Source organism: Streptococcus sp. GMD5S, from assembly GCF_000298715.2.
In the GTDB taxonomy this organism is placed as follows: Bacteria; Bacillota; Bacilli; order Lactobacillales; family Streptococcaceae; genus Streptococcus.
Window position 1 is genome coordinate 87,481 of sequence record NZ_AJRG02000002.1, and the last position, 19,152, is coordinate 106,632.

Here is a 19,152-nt window from a genome sequence, read left to right on the forward strand (position 1 = left end):
GGGAAAGAGGACTAAATCTTATTGATGAACTGCTTGAGCTGCTGTGATAAGGGTCAACTTGTACACATCATCTGCATTACATCCACGAGAAAGGTCGTTAACTGGTTTGTTCAATCCTTGCAAAACAGGTCCGACAGCCGCAAAACCACCGAGACGTTCTGCCATCTTGTACCCAATATTTCCTGCTTCGATACCTGGGAAGACAAAGACATTTGCTTGACCAGCTACATTACTTCCTGGAGCTTTAAGAGCTGCAGTTTCAGGAACAAAGGCAGCGTCAAATTGCAACTCACCATCAATCTCAAGGTCGGGACGCAAGTCGTGAGCAATTTTTGTAGCTTCCACTACCTTATCAACACTTTCACCAAAACCTGAACCTTTAGTAGAATAGCTTAGCATAGCAATTTTAGGTTCAATACCAAACATTTTAGCTGTGATTGCTGAATTGATCGCAATTTCAGCCAAAGCTTCTGCATCTGGATTGATGTTAATGGCACAGTCTCCAAATAGGTAACGTTCCGTACCACGAACCATGAGGAAAGCACCTGAAGTACGAGTTACGTTTGGACGAGTTTTAATGATTTGTAGGGCTGGGCGAACTGTTGAAGCAGTTGAGTGAATTGCACCAGATACCATACCGTCAACCAAGCCCAAGTAGACTAGCATCACACCAAAGTAGTTGACATCATCAACCAAAACTTTGCGCGCTTCTTCTTCAGTCATTTTGCCCTTACGACGCTCTACCAAGGCAGCAACCATTTCTTCAAATTGAGGATAATGTTGGGGATCAATCACTTCATAACCATCTATGATCCCTTCGATTTCAAGATAAATTTTAATTTTTTCAGGGTTTCCGAGCAAAACAGGAATTACTTCTGTTTCTTTTACCAAGCGTTTTGTTGCTTGAAGAATACGTGGCTCTTCCCCTTCAGGGAGAACGATACGAGCATTTTTGCCAACCAGGTTGGCTTTGAGACTTTCAAAAACTTCCATGAGTTTTCTCCTTTAAGAAAATAAATTATACTCCAAATAAGTTTTAAAGAGTATTAGTTGATAACTGAGTAATAAGATTGCTGAAATCATCCGGTAAGGGGCTTTCTAGTTGCAAATCTTGCTCTAGAAAGGGATGATAAAAAGATAAATAATGGCAATGCAAGGCCTGACGTTGGATACCATCATCCAAACTACCACCATACAAATCATCTCCCAACAAAGGAAAGCCGATGTGAGAAAAATGCACTCGTATCTGATGAGTTCGTCCAGTATGCAGACGAATATCAACTAGGTGAATATTTCCATAAGACGCTACAACTTTGTAAGACGTATGAGCGTATTTCCCACCTTTGGCAACCCGTCTCGTGATAATAGAATCTTCATCACGCGCAATCGGGGCAATAATCTCCCCTTCAGGCTCCAAGACACCAGCTCCTTTAACCAAAGCAAAGTAACGTTTTTCGATAGACTTTCGTTGCAACTGCTTGTCTAAACGTGCATGAGCGTAACCGTGCTTGGCAAAGAGCATCAAACCAGATGTATCTCTATCAAGCCTAGTCACGATGTGAACTTGCTGATTTTCATATTCCTGTTTAACATAGTAGCCCTTGATAAAATTGGCAATGGTATTGGAATGATTGACACTGGGGATGGAAGCTACTCCATAAGGCTTATTCAAAACCAGAAAATGGTCATCCTCATATAAAATATCGAGTGGTCGATCAATAGCTTCAAGGCTCTCAAATCCTTCCTCAGCTGGAATATCGATGGTAACCCTATCTCCAATATCTAAGAGATAAGTCGCATTTTGTGGTTTGCCATTGACCCGTATAGCCCCGCCTCGAAACTTAATCTTAGCCAAAAGTCCCTTGGAAACCTCATGTTTCTTGAGGAAAGTTTTGACTTTGACGTGCTCATCTGCGGTAAATTCGAACCTCATTCATCCACCTCGCCGATGAAGGCATCTTTGACACGATTCCAGAAACTAGTGTGGCTTGGAGTCGCTACGAAGTGAATCTTGTGATGGTCGATTTGATACTCTATCCGTTCGATATTACGGAAGGAATAGACGCTGTTATCGACTGATATCGTGTGGTAATCATTGCGTGTCGGTAAGAGTTCAATCTTATCTTTTTTAGGAATAATGATTGATGATCCCAGAGTACGATAGACTCGGTTGTTAAGACTCGCTATTTCTGTCAACTGCAAGGCTTCAATGGTCGGATGCAAGACAGCTCCACCCAAGGACTTGTTGTAGGCAGTACTTCCCGTCGGCGTTGAAACAGTCACTCCATCTCCACGAAATCTCTCGAACGGAACGTGGTTAATGATAATATCCGCAACCATGGTCCGGTCTGATCGACGGATACTGGCTTCATTTAAAGCACGGAAGATTTTCACTTCCCCATTTTCAAGCGTTACCTTAACATTCAAGACTGGATAGGAAACTTTCGCACCAGTATCTAGTAAAAGATTGGTCACCAACTGATCTAGCTCAAAATCACGATAATCTGTGTAAAATCCCAAATGCCCTGTATGAACACCTACAAATCGAACCTTGTCTAACTGATTCTCATACTTGTGGAAAGCGGATAAAAGCATCCCGTCACCACCAATCGAAATGACGATGTCGGGATTGGTATCGTTCAGTATAAAATGTTGTTTCTTTAGTTTTTCCCTCAGTTCATGCAAAACTTTCTGACTCTGTGGTTTTCTATTTGCTATGAGGTCAACTCGTTTACCTGTATTCTTCATCTGTATCGTCACTATTTCCTACACCGTCATTTAATTTTCTGCTCAATGGATCAAAGAGAGCCTGCGCTTCCTGGATGTCATCTCGAATCTTACCCATTTCTTCATCCAATTGATAGGCTATTTTGGCCGTAATTTCCAGTCTTTTCCTGATTTCTTCTGGAAAATCGCCCTGATATTTATAATTGAGCGAGTGTTCAATGGTAGCCCAAAAGTTCATAGCCAAGGTCCGAATTTGAATCTCGGCGAGAATGGTCTTAGCCCCATTTATCGTATCTACAGTATATTCGACAACCACGTGATAAGAACGATAGCCCGAAGCCTTACGATGAGTGATATAGTCTCGTTCCTGAACGACTCTCATATCTTGGCGTTTACGTAGAATCTCAACTACCTCTTTAACGTCATCAACAAACTGAACCATGACACGTAAACCAGCAATATCTTGCAGATCATGTTCTAGACTTGCATAAGTAATTCCTCGACGAGCCATTTTTTCTTTAATACTTTCAATCGGTTTTACACGACCCGTTACAAACTCAATCGGAGAATGCTTGTTTTGCTTACGATACTGTTTGCGAATTCCTCGAAGTTTAATCTTCAATTCACCAACAGCCTGAATGTAAGGATCTAAAAATTCTTCCCATTCTATGGTCATACTTTCTCCCTTGTAATGTTTGATTGCTCTGTCGAAAATCTTTGATTTTTTCAGTACATTCGTATACAATAAATACATTGTCCATTATACCATAAATCGCTTTCAAAGATATAGAAAAGGTTGAAAAAATGAAACATTTAGAAATAGAATTGAAAACACTTCTGAAAAAAGAGGAATATGATCATCTAAAAAAACAGCTTTCCCATATCCAACCCGTCTTTCAGAAGAACTACTACATTGACACACCAGATTTCCAATTGCATGAAAAGAAGGTTGCCATGCGCATTCGCACTTTTGCAGATTGGGCGGAATTGACCTTAAAAGTACCTCAAACTGTAGGAAATATGGAATACAACCAGAAACTAACTCTTCCAGAAGCTGAATCGTACCTCGAAAAACAAAAACTACCTCCAGGGCTCGTTCTAGAGAAACTCGCTAAGATTGGCATCGAAAGCCATGACTGGCTTGTTCTAGGCTGCCTTTCCACTCTACGTTATGAAATGAAAGCTGAGATTGGCTTAATGGCCTTAGATGAAAGTCGATACTTTGACCAGATGGACTATGAACTCGAGCTTGAAGTCACCGACCATGAAAAAGGGAAAGAAGATTTTCAGAGATTTTTAGATGAAAATCAGATTACTTATCAGAAAGCTCCATCAAAATTAATTCGTTTTATTAAAAGCATGAAAAAAAGCTGAAATAATCTCCTTTTTTTGGTAAAATAGAAAAGATAAAAATAAAAGAATCTGGCTTTGAAAAACAAAACTTTCTCAGAGAAGATTCGCAAAGTTTACAGAGGACGGTCTATAATGTCAGATAGAAACAACATGAAACTTTTCACCCTAAACTCTAACCATGAAATCGCTCAAAAGATTGCGGATACAGTTGGTGTACCTCTCGGGAAGTTATCCTCTCGACAATTTTCTGACGGCGAAATCCAGGTCAACATTGAAGAAAGTGTCCGTGGTTACGATGTCTACATCATCCAGTCAACCAGCTACCCTGTTAGCAACCACTTGATGGAGTTGTTGATCATGGTTGATGCTTGTGTACGTGCAAGTGCTCATAGTATCAACGTTGTCCTTCCTTACTTTGGTTATGCGCGTCAGGACCGTATCGCTTCTTCTCGCGAACCCCTCACTGCAAAACTAGTTGCCAATATGCTTGTCAAAGCTGGTGTAAGCCGTGTTCTAACACTTGACCTCCATGCTGTTCAGGTCCAAGGTTTCTTTGACATTCCTGTAGACAATCTTTATACTGTTCCTCTATTTGCTAAGCACTACTGTGATAAAGGTCTTCTTGGCTCTGATGTCGTTGTTGTTAGTCCAAAGAACTCTGGTGTTAAACGTGCACGTAGTTTGGCTGAATACCTTGATGCTCCTATCGCTATCATTGACTACGCCCAAGATGATTCTGATCGTAACGAAGGCTATATCATTGGGGATGTTGAAGGCAAAAAGGCTATCTTGATTGACGACATCCTAAATACTGGTCGTACATTCTCTGAAGCAGCCAAAATCGTTGAACGTGAAGGCGCAACTGAGATTTATGCAGTATCCAGTCACGGTTTATTTGTTGAAGGTGCAGCAGATCTTCTTGACGCTACAAACATCAAAGAAATCCTCGTGACGGACTCAGTAGCAACCAAAGAAAGAACTCCAGAAAATGTATGTTACATTACTGCTAGCGAATTAATCGGAGATGCTATCGTCCGCATCCATGAAAGAAAACCAGTCAGCCCACTCTTTGCTTACAACAAAAAGAAATAAGGTGATTCTTTGATTTATTTGGACAATGCTGCTACGACTCCTATGTCAGCAGTAGCTATTTCTGAAATGACTAAGGTCATGCAAGAAACTCATGGTAATCCTTCTAGTATTCATAGCCATGGTCGGCAGGCTGGCAAACTCTTGCGAGAAGCTCGTCAGGACTTAGCCCTCTTACTAGGAACCAAACCTCAACATATCTTTTTTACATCTGGCGGTACAGAAAGTAATAATACAGCCATTATCGGCTATTGTCTCCGTCATCAAAATCGTGGAAAACATATCATCACGACAGCTATTGAACACCATTCTGTGCTTGAGACTATCGATTATCTGGTACAACATTTTGGTTTTGAAGCGACCATCATCCAACCAGTAAATCAAGAAATCACTGCGCAGCAGATTCAAGAAGCTTTACGTGACGATACCATTCTCGTTTCCACCATGTATGCTAATAATGAAACAGGTAGTCTCTTACCTATCGCTGAGATTGGACGTATTTTAAAAGAACATCCTGCTGCTTATCATGTTGATGCTGTTCAAGCTATCGGAAAAATCCCTATCCATCCAAAGGAGTTAGGAATTGATTTCCTTAGCGCTTCTGCCCACAAATTCCATGGACCAAAAGGAGTTGGCTTTCTTTATGCTTCTTCCACGGGCTTTGATTCCTACCTTCACGGTGGAGACCAAGAACAAAAGAAACGGGCTGGAACAGAAAATCTCGCTGCCATTGTAGGTATGGTCGCTGCTCTCAAAGAGGATTTAAATAACCAAGCTAAGCATTACCAAAAACTAAGCGCACTCAAATCTGCTTTTTTAGAAGAAATTGCTGATTTAGACTACTATCTCAATGAAAGTCAAGACCAACTGCCTTATGTTTTGAATATCGGTTTTCCTGGTCAGAAAAATGATTTGCTTTTACTTCGGTTAGACCTTGAGGGAATTTCAATTTCTACCGGTTCCGCTTGTACTGCTGGTATTGTGCAAACCAGTCATGTGCTTGAAGCATTTTATGGACCAGATTCACATCGATTGAAAGAATCTGTCCGTATCAGTCTCTCTCCTCTTAACACTGAGGAGGAACTGAAACAACTCGCACAAACCTTAAAAAATATTATTGGAGATTAATCTAATGGCATTCGAAAAAACCATTAAACTACAAAACTGCCGCTACGACTATACACTTAGCCCAACTGTCAAAAAGTTCACACTGAAAGACAATACTTTCTTTGAAACAAAAGTTGGAAACTTCGAACTGACTCGTCTACTTGAAAAAGTACCCAACAGTGGTGAAGGTTTCAACCTAAAAATCATCATCAATAAAGACCTTACAGGTGCTAAACTCAACATCACTGACAAATCTGGCCTTCGTTTGGTGAATATCTTTAAATCAGAAGATCACCATATTCACCAAGAAAAATTCTACTTCCTCATGGACAGTTTAGTAGAACGCGGTATCTTCACTAAAGAAGAAAGATAATTGACTATGTATCGACTTACCTATCAAGATAACTATCACGTAGAACGTACACTTGAATATAAGGATTACGAAGAGCTTATGTTATCTCTATCAGGCTGTGTGACCCTACCTGATACTCACCTTATCATTCAGCTCCTTAACGCTGAATGATAAGGTGATTTATCAAGGATTGGTTGGCGATCTCTACCGTTTTCTATCACAAGCTCATTTTTCAGATAAAAACTAAGAAATTTCTTAGTTTTTTCTTGTTTTTGTTGATTTTTTCACAATGTTTCTATAAAATAGAAGAATAGAAAGGTTGTGATTTTGTGAAAGATAAACAGTCTGCTATTCCAAAAGCAACAGCAAAAAGACTCTCTCTTTACTATCGAATTTTCAAGAGATTTCATGCAGAAAAAATCGAACGTGCCAACTCCAAGCAAATTGCAGAGGCTATCGGTATCGACTCTGCGACCGTTCGTCGGGATTTTTCCTATTTTGGTGAACTAGGTCGTCGTGGTTTTGGTTACGATGTCAAAAAATTGATGAATTTTTTTGCTGATCTCCTAAATGATAACTCCATTACAAATGTTATGTTAGTTGGAATCGGAAATATGGGCCATGCCCTTCTCCACTACCGCTTCCACGAGCGTAACAAGATGAAAATTATCATGGCCTTTGACCTAGATGACCATCCAGAAGTTGGGAGCCAGACACCTGATGGAATTCCAATCTATGGTATCTCACAGATTAAAGAAAAAATCAAAGAAGCAGATGTCAAAACTGCTATCCTAACAGTTCCAAGTGTTAAATCACAAGAAGTTGCCAATCTTTTGGTTGATGCAGGTGTAAAAGGGATTCTCAGTTTTTCTCCTGTCCACTTGCACCTCCCAAAAGATGTGGTTGTTCAGTATGTCGATTTGACAAGCGAACTCCAAACCCTCCTCTATTTTATGCGTAAAGAGGATTAGAAAGCGAAAGCATTTATGAAAAAACCAGTTATTGGGATTACAGGAAATGAAAAAGCTCATCCAGATGATGACATCATGATGAGCTATGCAGCAAAAGGCTTTGTTGAAGGAGTCAAGGACGCTGGCGGAATTCCAATCATCCTACCGATTGGTGATCAAGAAATGGCTGCCTATTACATCAGTATCATTGATAAGCTCATCCTAACGGGTGGGCAAAATGTTGATCCAAAATACTATGGTGAACCAAAGGCTATTGATAGTGATGACTATCACCTTCAAAGAGATATTTTTGAACTAGCACTTATCAAAGAAGCGATTAAGCAAAAGAAACCAATTTTCTCTGTTTGTCGGGGTACTCAACTTTTCAATGTCGCCATGGGAGGCACGCTATACCAAGATATCGAGGATCATTGGCAGGACTGTTCAGCCGAATACACGACCCAACGCCTCGTAACGGAACCTGATACCATTCTCCGAGAAATCTATGGAGAAATCTCTCACATCAACTCCTTCCACCACCAGAGCATTAAAGATCTAGCCTCAAATCTTAAGGTTGTAGCACATGATCCTAAAGATGGAATCATTGAGGCTGTGACAACTACGGACGGCTTCCCTTATCTTGGTGTTCAATGGCATCCTGAATTTCTCTTTGAAAACCGCCCCAAAGATAAAACGCTGTTTGACTATGTTGTTAACGAACTCTAGGACTTATAAATAGGTTATTAATCATGAATGAAATTAAAATACCTTCTACTCATGAGATTTTGAGAGATATAGAAGCTAATGTTTTCATATCTTATAAGGAAAAGGAAGCAAACCCTTATTTCTTATCAAACAATGAAAAAGAAATAAGGGTTTGCTTTCATCTTTCTAATCTCTATAGACTTTTAACAGCGGAAAGTTACCAATCTTTTTCTAAGAATAAAGAGAATTTCGATAAACTATCTCAAAAAGAAAAACAGCTGAAAGAAATGTCTAAAAAGGCAAAACTATTTTGTAAAAAGGCAGATGCTAAACTAAAAAGTAAATTTCATTCACGTCTTTACTTTTACAGAGATATTCTCATTCATAAAAAAAGATATTATAAAATCGAAGATTTCAATTCGATTGTCAACTTTATCGTTCAAGAAGATTTACTTGTACCCACGATAAAACCTCTTCCTGTTATCAATATGGCAGAAGTAGATTCCTATGTTTTAAAAGTAATTGAGTAAGATCATGTGCAATCTTAAATCAAATCCGTCTTTTCACGGTAACTAAAGTAATCAGAGTGAGAGACAATCAAATGGTCCAAGAACACAATTCCCATCAGTTCACAGGCTTCCTTGACTAACTTGGTTACATGATCATCATTTCGGCTAGGTGCTACTGCGCCTGATGGATGATTGTGGACTAAAATAACAGAAGTCGCCATATGCTTGATGGCATAGTGAAGGATTTCCCTTGGTTCTGCAATGCTGCGTGTCGCAGAGCCGATAAAAATAGTTTGCTGATGAATGATTTGATTTTGAGTATTGAGATAGAGCGCCACTAGGTGCTCTTGTTTTTTATCGCCAAGTTCCTGTTGCATTTTCTTGGCTAGCTTTTGACTACTGAGAATACTTTCCATCTCAAGGGTTTCATGTTTGTGAATGCGATGTCCCAGTTCAATCACTGCTTGTAGTTCAATGGCCTTAATCCGTCCAATACCAGACAGACTCTGCAATTCCTGCAGGGTCATTTTTTTCAAATCAGTTAGACTAGTCAAACTGTTTAAGACTTTCTGGGAAATTTCAAAAACATTGGCCGTACGCGTTCCGGTTCTGAGTAGAATTGCTAGCAATTCTTGATTGCTCAGTGCCTCTACTCCTTCTTTAACCAGTCTTTCTCTAGGCAAGAGTGAATCTTCTTGGAATGAAATACTGTACATAAAAATCCTCCTCACTTTATTATTCGTGAGAAGGATAGAAAATTAGATTTTTTTCTCAATTGGGGCTACACTGGCTAAGAGTTTTTTCAGCCCCACTTCTGGGAAATTGATTTTCAACTCCTGAGTATCACCGCTACCAGAGACTTCCAGAACAGTTCCCTCTCCCCACTTCTTGTGGAGAGCAATATCCCCAATAGACCAGTTGGTATCGCTTGAATCTTTTTTATTTCCGGCTGCAAACTGACCAAATGGGAGACCACTAGACTGGATAGAGCTTGGTGCGGCATTGCGTTTCCGTTCTTGAAGGGCCTGGGCTAAGCTCATACCTTGACCAAAGGCCACTCCGCCACTGCTATAAGAAGCCTTAAAGCTAGTATTGGCTGGTCGAGCCAAGCCCTGATACTCAAGCAAGTCCGAACTGATTTCATTGATGAAACGTGTTGGACGGTTATAGTTGGTCTTCCCAAACAGTAATCGAGAGTTGGCATTGGTCAGATAGAGGATTTTCTCCGCGCGCGTGATACCTACATAGGCCAAACGACGTTCCTCTTCCAGTTCATCCGGATCTTCTGCTGCACGGCTAAGGGGAAAGACATTTTCCTCCATCCCAATGATAAAGACAACTGGGAACTCAAGTCCCTTAGCTGCATGGAGGGTCATCAAGGTCACTTCTGATGTCTCCTGACTGCCTGTATCCGTATCTGCAATCAAGGCTAAGTCATTCAAGAAATGACTGAGTTTATCCAAACCTGTTTCTTCTTCTTGACTATCAGGATTGTCATCAAAGTTCTTGGTAACAGATAGGAACTCTTCGATATTTTCAACCCGCGCCTTGCTTTCCAAGGTTGCCTGAGCATTAAGAATATCGACATAACCTGTTTTTTCTAGAACAGCCTCCACCAGCTCGGTGATAGTTAATTGATCCAGTTTTTCTCGCAAATCCAAGATCATATTGGCAAAGTCCCAAATTGACTGTGCTGCTTTTCCTTTGATGCCAGACAACATAATATTAGCTGAAGCATCCAGCATAGACATCTCTTGCATATTCGCAAAATCACGGATTTTCTCAACGGTTCCTGGGCCAATTCCACGTTTTGGTTCGTTAATAATGCGCTCAAAACTGATATTGTCACTTAAATTAGCAATAAGATTAAGGTAGGCGATAATATCACGGATTTCCTTACGGCTGTAGAACTTGGTCCCTCCGACCATAGTATAAGGAATATTGGACTTAAGCAGTGCTTCCTCAATAGTACGGGATTGCGCATTAGTCCGATAAAGAACTGCAAAATCCTTGTGGAGGAAGTTTTGACTACGACCAAGTTCATCAATGGTTTTGGCTACAAAAACAGCCTCATCCTGTTCGTCATTTGCGCGATAATAAACGATTTGCTCCCCATCGGCATTCTGGGTCCAGAGATTCTTGGGGCGACGGTTTTTATTGTTTTTGATGACGTCATTGGCTGCTTGGAGAATGGTTTTGGTTGAACGGTAATTTTCCTCTAGCAAAACTACCTTGGCTTGAGGATAATCTTTCTCAAAATCCAAGATATTCTGCATATCAGCCCCACGCCAACCGTAAATAGACTGGTCAGCATCACCGACTACGCAGATATTTTTAAAGCGTGAAGCCAAGAGTTTGACCAATTGATACTGGGCATGGTTGGTATCTTGGTACTCATCAACATGAATGTACTGGAACTTCTGCTGATAGTAAGTCAAGACGTCAGGATTTTGATCAAAGAGACGCAGGGTCAGCATAATCAAATCATCAAAGTCAACGGACTCAGACTGACGAAGCTCCTTTTGATAAGCTGTATAACACTGGGCCACGATTTGCGTATACATATCACCAGCCTGAGCAGCATAAGCCACATCATCAATCAAGTCATTCTTAGCATTGGAAATGGTTCCCAAAATGGTTCGTTCATTCCATTTTTTTGGATCCAAGTTTAACTGCTTGAGAATGCGTTTCATGAGAGTTCGTTGCTCACCAGGATCTACAATAGTGAAATTCCGATTGTAGCCAATATGATCCGCATCGCGACGTAGGATACGAACACACATGGAGTGAAAGGTCGCAATCAAACAGTCCTGAGTAGCTGGATTGAGGCCATAGGCACGCTCCTTCATCTCACGCGCCGCCTTATTGGTAAAGGTAATGGCCAAAATATTCCAAGGATTGACCATCTTTTCATCAATCAAGTAGGCGATTCTGTGAGTTAAAACACGAGTCTTCCCAGAACCAGCACCAGCCATGATTAATAAGGGCCCTTCTGTCGTTTGCACTGCCTCAGCCTGACGGTCATTCATTCCATTCAATAATGCGTTCATTTTCTCTTCCTTACTCTTGAAGTCAATGTTTCTATTATATCAGAAATCGAGGAAAATATCTTTACCTAGACTGATTGCGTCTAGAAAGTAACTCTATTATCAGCTGAAGACAACTCCTTAAAGCTAGATAAAAAAATGAGCTTGGATATTATTTCCAAACTCATTTTAATTCAATTAAACTATTAGAACAATCCTAGAACAGTTCCGTCGCTTTCAACATCCATATTAAGAGCGGCTGGTCGTTTTGGAAGGCCTGGCATGGTCATGACATCACCAGTTAGGGCAACAATAAAGCCTGCCCCTAATTTTGGTACCAATTCACGAATGGTAATTTCAAAGTTTTCTGGTGCTCCAAGTGCATTTGGATTGTCTGAGAAACTGTACTGAGTTTTAGCCATACAGATTGGCAATTTGTCCCATCCGTTTTGAACGATTTGAGCGATTTGTGTTTGAGCTTTCTTCTCAAAGTTCACTTTGCTACCACGATAGATTTCAGTAACAATCTTTTCAATCTTTTCTTGGACAGAAAGGTCATTGTCATAAAGACGAGTGTAGTTGGCTGGATTTTCAGAGATTGTCTTGACAAGTGTTTCGGCAAGTGTTACACCACCTTCTGCGCCATCAGCCCAGACACTAGCCAATTCTACTGGTACATCGATTGAGGCACAAAGTTCCTTCAAGGCTGCGATTTCAGCCTCTGTATCAGAAACAAATTCATTGATAGCTACAACTGCTGGAATACCGAACTTACGGATGTTCTCAACGTGGCGTTTCAAGTTAGCAAAACCTGCACGAACTGCTTCTACATTTTCCTCTGTAAGAGCGTCCTTAGCTACACCACCATTCATCTTAAGGGCACGGAGAGTTGCGACGATGACAACAGCATCTGGAGATGCTGGCAAGTTTGGTGTCTTAATGTCAAGGAATTTCTCAGCACCAAGGTCCGCACCAAAACCAGCTTCAGTAACAGTATAATCAGCCAAGTGAAGGGCTGTTGTTGTTGCCAAGACAGAGTTACATCCATGAGCGATATTGGCAAATGGACCACCGTGAACAAAAGCAGGTGTACCGTAAATTGTCTGAACCAAGTTCGGTTTGATAGCATCTTTCAAAATCAATGCTAAAGCACCCTCAACCTGCAAATCACCAACAGAAACTGGTGTACGGTCATAGCGATATCCGATAACGATATTCGCCAAACGACGTTTCAAATCTTCAATATCCGTCGCCAAGCAAAGAATAGCCATGATTTCGGAAGCTACGGTAATGTCAAAACCATCCTCACGAGGAATACCATTTAGAGGACCGCCAAGTCCAACGGTCACATGACGAAGAGCGCGGTCATTCAAGTCCACAACACGTTTCCAAAGAATACGACGTTGGTCGATTCCCAGCTCATTTCCTTGGTGTAAGTGGTTGTCAATCAAGGCAGAAAGAGCGTTGTTAGCAGTTGTAATGGCATGCATATCCCCGGTAAAGTGAAGGTTGATGTCTTCCATTGGCAACACTTGGGCATAACCACCACCGGCTGCACCACCCTTGATCCCCATTACTGGGCCAAGAGACGGTTCGCGAATAGCAATCATGGTTTTCTTACCAATCTTGTTCAAGGCATCCGCAAGACCAATGGTAATGGTTGATTTCCCCTCACCAGCAGGTGTTGGGTTGATGGCAGTAACCAAGATCAATTTCCCAACTGGATTGCTCTCAACTGCACGAATTTTATCAAAGCTGAGTTTAGCCTTGTACTTTCCATACAATTCCAAATCATCGTAAGAAATACCCAGTTTCTCAACAACATCAACGATTGGTTTTAACTCAATACTCTGCGCGATTTCAATATCTGTTTTCATTCAAAACTCCTCTAACCTCTAATGTGATAATTCATTATAACACAAAACAAGATTTTTCACATTCTAAAACTCTCTAAACGTTCGTAAATATCCTGAATTTCAAGATTTTTAGGGCCCTTTGAAAAATTTTATATGGCTTTATAGTTTGAAACTATAGTTAATCTTCGCTTTTACCAAAAATTTATCGCTTTCATTTTACTTACTGTTTATTTTTGTGTACAATAGTGCTATGAAAATTTTAGTCACATCGGGCGGTACGAGTGAAGCTATCGATAGTGTCCGCTCTATTACTAACCATTCTACAGGTCGCTTGGGGAAAATCATCACAGAAACCTTGCTTGCTGCGGGGCATGAAGTTTTTTTGATAACGACAAAACGAGCTCTGAAGCCAGAAGCTCATCCCAACCTAAGCATTCGAGAAATTGATAATACCAACGACCTTCTAGTTGTGATGCAAGAACTTGTTAAGGAATATCAGGTCTTAATCCACTCAATGGCTGTGTCTGACTACACTCCTGTTTATATGACGGGACTTGAGGAAGTTGAGGCTAGCTCCAATTTGGAAGAATTCTTAAACAAGCAGAATCATCAAACTAAGATTTCTTCAACTGATGAGGTTCAGGTCTTATTCCTGAAAAAAACACCCAAAATCATCTCTCTAGTCAAGAAATGGAATCCGGCTATTCATCTGATTGGGTTCAAACTATTGGTTGATGTTACTGAGGATCATCTTATTGAAGTTGCTAGACAGAGTCTTGTCAAGAACCAAGCAGACTTAATCATTGCAAATGACCTGACTCAAATTTCAGCAAATCAGCATCAAGCAATCTTTGTTGAAAAAGAGCAACTCCAAACCGTTCAAACCAAAGAGGAAATTGCAAGTCTTCTACTTGAAAAAATTCAAGCATACGATTCATAGAAAGGAAAGCCATGGCAAATATTCTCATCGCAGTGACAGGTTCCATTGCCTCCTATAAAGCAGCTGATCTAGTCAGTTCCTTGAAAAAACAAGGCCATCAGGTCACTGTCTTAATGACTGAGGCAGCTAGAGAGTTTATCCAACCGTTGACACTACAGGTCCTCTCTCAAAATCCTGTCCACCTTGATGTCATGCAGGAACCCGCTCCTGAGCAAGTCAATCATATCGAACTAGGAAAAAAAGCTGACCTTTTTATTGTTGTCCCTGCTACTGCTAATACCATTGCTAAACTTGCGCACGGTTTTGCGGATAACATGGTGACTAGTACAGCATTAGCTTTACCCCAAAACATCCCTAAACTCTTGGCGCCAGCCATGAATACAAAGATGTATGATCATCCGGCAACTCAAACAAACCTTAAAACTTTAGAAACATATGGTTACAAGCTTATCTCTCCGAAAGAATCCTTACTTGCTTGTGGAGACTACGGAAGGGGAGCTTTAGCAGACCTGGATATTATTTTAGAAAGAATAAAGGAAACACTCAATGAAAAAACGCTCTAATATTGCTCCGATTGCTATCTTTTTTGCGACCATGTTGGTCATTCACTTTCTGAGCTCACTCTTATTTAATCTATTCCCATTCCCAATTAAACCAACTATCGTGCATATTCCTGTTATTATTGCAAGTATTATTTACGGCCCACGAGTTGGTGTTACACTCGGTTTCTTGATGGGACTACTTAGCTTGACGGTTAACACGATTACAATCCTTCCAACCAGCTACCTATTCTCACCTTTTGTACCAAACGGAAACATCTATTCAGCAATGATTGCCATCCTACCTCGTATTTTGATTGGTCTGACACCTTATCTAGTTTATAAATTATTGAAAAATAGAACGGGTCTCATCATTGCCGGAGCTCTCGGTTCACTTACAAATACAGTATTTGTACTTGGGGGAATCTTCTTCCTTTTTGGAAGTGTCTTCGATGGAAATATCCAGAAACTCCTTGCAACTGTTATTTCAACCAACTCAATTGCTGAGCTTGTCATCTCTGCAGTTCTCACAGTAGCAATTGTCCCACGTTTACAAACCTTGAAGAAATAAAAAATCAACTCCACTTTCATCCTGAAGGTGGAGTTTTCATTGTTAAAGCATGAGAATAATCAAAAAGATGTGAAATCCAAAGAGCAGGAGTTGATACGAAAACGATATAGGTTGCTGACTTTTTTGGCTATCCAAGTATAGGGTTAGAGATAGTAAAACCAAACCAAATGCAATTACCAATCTAACGAAATAAGCAATTTCTAGTATTGCTGCCATCAAAAGAAAACCTAATAAAGGAAGGCTAAAGAGTGAAACAGCCAGACTGCTTGCTAATAGAGAGAGTAGCGACAGGACCAATAAACTATAAACTATGAAACGAGTCCAACCTGAGACTACTTTCCCTTCTTTTCTCTGCTTTGACATCATCACGATTACCACAACTAGATAAACAACAAGTATCATGACATCCTCTCCTAAATCAAAAATTCTTTACCACATTTTAACCAAATATGTCTTAAAAATCAATATTGAACCTTGACTTGGCTAACTATTTATTGTACTATACTTGTGTATATACAGATAAATGGAGGTTCTTATGGATATACGGAAAAAAACGCAGTTTATGACTATGACTGCCCTACTCACTGCAATAGCGATTTTGATTCCAATCATTATGCCTTTTAAAATCGTTATCCCACCGGCTTCTTACACTTTGGGAAGTCATATCCCCATCTTTATTGCCATGTTTCTTTCACCTTTGATGGCTGCTTTTGTGATTATTGCTTCTAGTCTTGGTTTCCTGATGGCAGGTTATCCGCCTGTTATTGTACTTCGTGCCTTCTCTCACATCGTTTTTGGTACTTTGGGGGCTTTGTACTTAAAGAAATTCCCTGAAACCTTGGATAAACCAAAGACATCTTGGATTTTTAACTTTGTTTTGGGTGTTGTTCATGCTATCGCTGAAGTAATAGCTTGTATCATCTTCTATGCTACTTCAGGGACAAATGTTGAAAATATGTTTTATGTTCTCTTTGTCCTAGTTGGTTTTGGCACAATCGTTCATAGTATGGTAGACTATACATTAGCACTAGCTGTCTATAAAGTGCTTCGAAAACGTCGCTAAAAGGAAAAACTATGACAAAGGATCGCAAACAAGCTCTTCTCAAACTATTAAAAGAAGCGCCAAAAGCTCTCAATGGTCAAACCTTGGCTGAACACTTTCATGTTACGCGTCAGGTCATTGTACAGGACATCGCTATTCTCCGAGCAGATGGAGCTCCTATCCTATCCACCAATCGTGGCTATATCTACAAAGAAAATGATGCCAGCCCCTACGTCCACAAACTCTTTAAAGTGAAACATGAACTGGAAGAAATCGGTCAGGAACTACTAGCTATTGTAGATAATGGCGGACGCGTTCAAAATATCTTAATCGATCATCCCGTTTATGGCGAAATTGAAACCCTACTCAAACTCACTTGTCGCCGAGATGTCCAGCACTTTCTGGAACAAGTCGAGAATTCAGACTTTAGACCCCTTTCTGAATTGACAGACGGCATCCATTACCACCTTGTTGAAGCCGAGACACAACAAGACCTCCACTATATCGAGGAGGCCTTGGATCAGTTGGGTTATTTGGTAAAAGACTAGAAAATTTCTTTCTCCCAGCCGTCCTCTGTACGGTGGCGATAGAAGAACTCAGACTTGTCAGGTGCTTCCATCATTTCCATCAGAGGCAACATATCATAGGCCAGATCCAAATTTGGAATCTGGTCTTTTTGTACCCAAGATACTTCTCCTTCTTCTGAGGATTGGAGACTTCCAGTAAACTCTGTCGCCTTATAACAAACAACGATGTAGCGCCCACCTGTATCTAAGGGCCAGTTTTTAATGCCGACCAGTTGGGGATTCTGAATGGTCAAACCAGTTTCTTCATAAATCTCACGAATGACAGACTCGGCAAAGGCCTCGCCATTCTCAACATGTCCTCCTGGAAAGGCATAGCCAGACCAGCGATTGTTTTCAGGAGAGCGATATTGCATTAGGACTTTACCTCGCGCCTTATCTTCGACAAGGCAGATGTTTGTTAGGATTGTTTTTTGGGAACGTGACATGGATTCACTCACTTTCTATTTGTTATTATTCATCTCGATATTTTACTTCGGACTTCATGATAAAGGGATTAATCAATTCATGATGGTCATAAGTAGTACGGGCCAAAAAACCTCTAGCAATGATGATTTCCTTATCTTCTATGCGATAGTCTATATTGATAGGGACGGCTGGATCCGAGATAACTGATAAAACAAAAAATGCTGCAAACCAAAGGTAAAATGTCACCAATCCACTAAATACTTGAAAAATAAGGTGATACCATTTAGCATCTCTTGTTCTATAAAAGATTCTCCAAGGATGGATTAGGAAGGTCAAACAAAGAATGAAAAACCAACTATTCCACAAAATCGGCGTAAAAGATAGTCCAAAAACCAGCAACACCAAATGAAGAACCACAAAGGTCAGCAAAGCTAAATAAAGTGTCTTAAACGAAATTAACTTAGTTAGATTTTCTTTTGTCATGATTTTTCCTCTTTTTGTCATTATATTTCAAAATCACCATCAATATCGCTGGAATGATGAAAAAGATTAGATAGGTAGCAATTGGAAGCCAGATGTAGCGATAATCAACAGATAATAAGGAAGGATTTTTTTTAACATTTCTCCCTTTCACCCCAACAAGTAAGTGGAGGAGAAAAATAGGTCCATTTATGTATAGAAAAGCTTTTAAAAATCCTTGTACTGAAGCCTTATTGATAAAACCATCTCTAAAAATACCTTGATAGAGTGTGTGCACCAAAAAGACAAAATTCATAATAATTGGCAAGAGATAGGACATTTCTTGATATGGTTTCGGGATAAGTGACGTCCCGAACAATACATACATGATACCAAAAATAGATAATAATATTATACCACCATCCATAAAAGAAGAAATCTTTGAATGTCTTTCTATCCACAAGTGGACGTGAGCTATCAAAGAATACTTTTTCTGGATTTTTCTCATTTGTCTGTTCTGTTGTTTGATCTTCTTTGGTTTCTTAATCTTTCGTTCCATTTGCGCCTCCTTCTTCTCTTTTCTATCCGTATAATCAAAAGCAGAATGCCCAGCCCCAAGAAAAAGAAAAATAGATAACTTACAATAGGAACCCAGACATAGGCTGGATCCATAGAAATTATGGGAGGGAAATTCGTTGACTTACGACGTCCTAGCCAATTCAGACCTACCAAGAGATGAAAGGGAAAAAGAAGACCATTGAACCCAATAAATCCCCATGAAAAGTAACGCCATTTCTGAAGTTTATCACTACTAAAACGAAAGACAAGGAAATAGGTTGATAAGATCAGAAGGATAAGATTGAAGCTTAAGGGGGAAAGATAGTTTATGTTCGGTAATAGGTAACTAATGTAAGAGGCGGCAAGAAATGATACAA

At 40.1% G+C, this 19,152-nt stretch carries 23 protein-coding genes and 1 pseudogene; 13 read left to right on the forward strand and 11 right to left on the reverse strand.

What is annotated here, in order from left to right; translation table 11 throughout:
• Positions 1-18 precede the first annotated feature (18 nt).
• The 4 genes from pta to GMD5S_RS0201905 are packed head-to-tail and all read right to left on the reverse strand — an operon-like array spanning position 19 to position 3,403.
• The gene (gene pta, locus GMD5S_RS0201890; protein WP_000451575.1) at positions 19-993 is read right to left on the reverse strand and encodes a phosphate acetyltransferase; all 975 of its coding nucleotides are present in this window, start codon (positions 991-993) and stop codon (positions 19-21) included.
• 43 nt (positions 994-1,036) lie between these two features.
• Positions 1,037-1,933: an RluA family pseudouridine synthase gene (locus GMD5S_RS0201895; RefSeq protein WP_001210028.1), complete on the reverse strand. Its 897-nt coding sequence runs from the start codon at positions 1,931-1,933 to the stop codon at positions 1,037-1,039.
• Entirely contained in the window at positions 1,930-2,748 is an 819-nt protein-coding gene (locus GMD5S_RS0201900) for an NAD kinase (RefSeq protein ID WP_000799063.1), read from the reverse strand. Before GMD5S_RS0201900 ends, GMD5S_RS0201895 begins: the two co-directional genes overlap by 4 nt.
• Entirely contained in the window at positions 2,732-3,403 is a 672-nt protein-coding gene (locus GMD5S_RS0201905; RefSeq protein WP_000151555.1) for a GTP pyrophosphokinase, read from the reverse strand. Before GMD5S_RS0201905 ends, GMD5S_RS0201900 begins: the two co-directional genes overlap by 17 nt.
• Positions 3,404-3,531: 128 nt before the next feature.
• On the opposite strand from GMD5S_RS0201905, the gene GMD5S_RS0201910 reads away from it, so the two are divergent.
• The 8 genes and pseudogenes from GMD5S_RS0201910 (at position 3,532) to GMD5S_RS0201940 (ending at position 8,813) form a co-directional block, all read left to right on the forward strand.
• On the forward strand, positions 3,532-4,101 hold the full coding sequence (locus GMD5S_RS0201910) for a CYTH domain-containing protein (protein WP_000681312.1): 570 nt from the start codon (positions 3,532-3,534) through the stop codon (positions 4,099-4,101).
• Between the two features lie 111 nt (positions 4,102-4,212).
• Positions 4,213-5,172, forward strand: a complete 960-nt coding sequence (locus GMD5S_RS0201915; protein WP_001283843.1) for a ribose-phosphate diphosphokinase — start codon at positions 4,213-4,215, stop codon at positions 5,170-5,172.
• Positions 5,173-5,181: 9 nt separating this feature from the next.
• Entirely contained in the window at positions 5,182-6,297 is a 1,116-nt protein-coding gene (locus tag GMD5S_RS0201920; protein ID WP_000639681.1) for a cysteine desulfurase family protein, read from the forward strand.
• A gap of 4 nt (positions 6,298-6,301) precedes the next feature.
• Entirely contained in the window at positions 6,302-6,649 is a 348-nt protein-coding gene (locus GMD5S_RS0201925; RefSeq protein WP_000863524.1) for a DUF1831 domain-containing protein, read from the forward strand.
• 6 nt (positions 6,650-6,655) lie between these two features.
• Positions 6,656-6,875, forward strand: a pseudogene (locus tag GMD5S_RS10150) (DUF4649 family protein).
• An 82-nt stretch (positions 6,876-6,957) separates the two neighbouring features.
• Complete coding sequence (locus GMD5S_RS0201930; RefSeq protein ID WP_000653410.1) at positions 6,958-7,599, forward strand: redox-sensing transcriptional repressor Rex; 642 nt, start codon at positions 6,958-6,960, stop codon at positions 7,597-7,599.
• A 15-nt stretch (positions 7,600-7,614) separates the two neighbouring features.
• On the forward strand, positions 7,615-8,304 hold the full coding sequence (locus GMD5S_RS0201935; protein ID WP_000743314.1) for a gamma-glutamyl-gamma-aminobutyrate hydrolase family protein: 690 nt from the start codon (positions 7,615-7,617) through the stop codon (positions 8,302-8,304).
• A gap of 23 nt (positions 8,305-8,327) precedes the next feature.
• Positions 8,328-8,813 carry a hypothetical protein gene (locus tag GMD5S_RS0201940; RefSeq protein WP_001002682.1) on the forward strand — a complete coding sequence of 162 codons (486 nt, stop codon included), beginning with the start codon at positions 8,328-8,330 and terminating at the stop codon, positions 8,811-8,813.
• 14 nt (positions 8,814-8,827) lie between these two features.
• Here the strand turns inward: GMD5S_RS0201940 and radC are convergent, their stop codons facing one another.
• From radC to GMD5S_RS0201955, 3 genes are all read right to left on the reverse strand, one after another.
• Complete coding sequence (radC, locus tag GMD5S_RS0201945; protein ID WP_000286946.1) at positions 8,828-9,508, reverse strand: RadC family protein; 681 nt, start codon at positions 9,506-9,508, stop codon at positions 8,828-8,830.
• Between the two features lie 42 nt (positions 9,509-9,550).
• On the reverse strand, positions 9,551-11,842 hold the full coding sequence (pcrA, locus tag GMD5S_RS0201950) for a DNA helicase PcrA (RefSeq protein WP_000992901.1): 2,292 nt from the start codon (positions 11,840-11,842) through the stop codon (positions 9,551-9,553).
• 182 nt (positions 11,843-12,024) lie between these two features.
• A complete protein-coding gene (locus GMD5S_RS0201955) occupies positions 12,025-13,695 on the reverse strand; it encodes a formate--tetrahydrofolate ligase (protein WP_000845258.1) in 1,671 nt (556 codons plus the stop codon).
• Positions 13,696-13,924: 229 nt separating this feature from the next.
• On the opposite strand from GMD5S_RS0201955, the gene coaB reads away from it, so the two are divergent.
• From coaB to GMD5S_RS0201970, 3 genes are read left to right on the forward strand one after another with little or no spacing between them, the layout of a single operon-like run.
• Positions 13,925-14,614 (forward strand): phosphopantothenate--cysteine ligase, encoded by a 690-nt coding sequence (coaB, locus tag GMD5S_RS0201960; RefSeq protein WP_000699526.1) that lies wholly within the window; start codon positions 13,925-13,927, stop codon positions 14,612-14,614.
• 11 nt (positions 14,615-14,625) lie between these two features.
• Positions 14,626-15,177 carry a phosphopantothenoylcysteine decarboxylase gene (gene coaC / locus GMD5S_RS0201965; RefSeq protein ID WP_001274054.1) on the forward strand — a complete coding sequence of 184 codons (552 nt, stop codon included), beginning with the start codon at positions 14,626-14,628 and terminating at the stop codon, positions 15,175-15,177.
• A complete protein-coding gene (locus GMD5S_RS0201970; RefSeq protein ID WP_000747416.1) occupies positions 15,161-15,724 on the forward strand; it encodes an ECF transporter S component in 564 nt (187 codons plus the stop codon). Before coaC ends, GMD5S_RS0201970 begins: the two co-directional genes overlap by 17 nt.
• Before the next feature lie 42 nt (positions 15,725-15,766).
• Here the strand turns inward: GMD5S_RS0201970 and GMD5S_RS0201975 are convergent, their stop codons facing one another.
• Complete coding sequence (locus tag GMD5S_RS0201975; protein WP_000604855.1) at positions 15,767-16,126, reverse strand: hypothetical protein; 360 nt, start codon at positions 16,124-16,126, stop codon at positions 15,767-15,769.
• A 133-nt stretch (positions 16,127-16,259) separates the two neighbouring features.
• Here GMD5S_RS0201975 and GMD5S_RS0201980 point away from each other — a divergent pair, with 133 nt between their 5' ends.
• Both GMD5S_RS0201980 and GMD5S_RS0201985 read left to right on the forward strand, forming a co-directional pair.
• The gene (locus GMD5S_RS0201980; RefSeq protein ID WP_000354645.1) at positions 16,260-16,787 is read left to right on the forward strand and encodes an ECF transporter S component; all 528 of its coding nucleotides are present in this window, start codon (positions 16,260-16,262) and stop codon (positions 16,785-16,787) included.
• An 11-nt stretch (positions 16,788-16,798) separates the two neighbouring features.
• Positions 16,799-17,314 (forward strand): transcription repressor NadR, encoded by a 516-nt coding sequence (locus tag GMD5S_RS0201985; RefSeq protein ID WP_000159158.1) that lies wholly within the window; start codon positions 16,799-16,801, stop codon positions 17,312-17,314.
• Here the strand turns inward: GMD5S_RS0201985 and GMD5S_RS0201990 are convergent.
• From GMD5S_RS0201990 to GMD5S_RS0202000, 3 genes are read right to left on the reverse strand one after another with little or no spacing between them, the layout of a single operon-like run.
• Entirely contained in the window at positions 17,311-17,778 is a 468-nt protein-coding gene (locus tag GMD5S_RS0201990) for an 8-oxo-dGTP diphosphatase (protein ID WP_000091519.1), read from the reverse strand. The two genes, GMD5S_RS0201985 and GMD5S_RS0201990, sit on opposite strands and share 4 nt — an antisense overlap.
• 25 nt (positions 17,779-17,803) lie before the next feature.
• On the reverse strand, positions 17,804-18,241 hold the full coding sequence (locus GMD5S_RS0201995; protein WP_000159689.1) for a hypothetical protein: 438 nt from the start codon (positions 18,239-18,241) through the stop codon (positions 17,804-17,806).
• Positions 18,219-18,776, reverse strand: coding sequence for a hypothetical protein (locus GMD5S_RS0202000; protein ID WP_000439989.1), 558 nt, complete (start codon positions 18,774-18,776; stop codon positions 18,219-18,221). The genes GMD5S_RS0201995 and GMD5S_RS0202000 overlap by 23 nt, the downstream gene beginning before the upstream one ends.
• Positions 18,777-19,152: the final 376 nt, after the last annotated feature.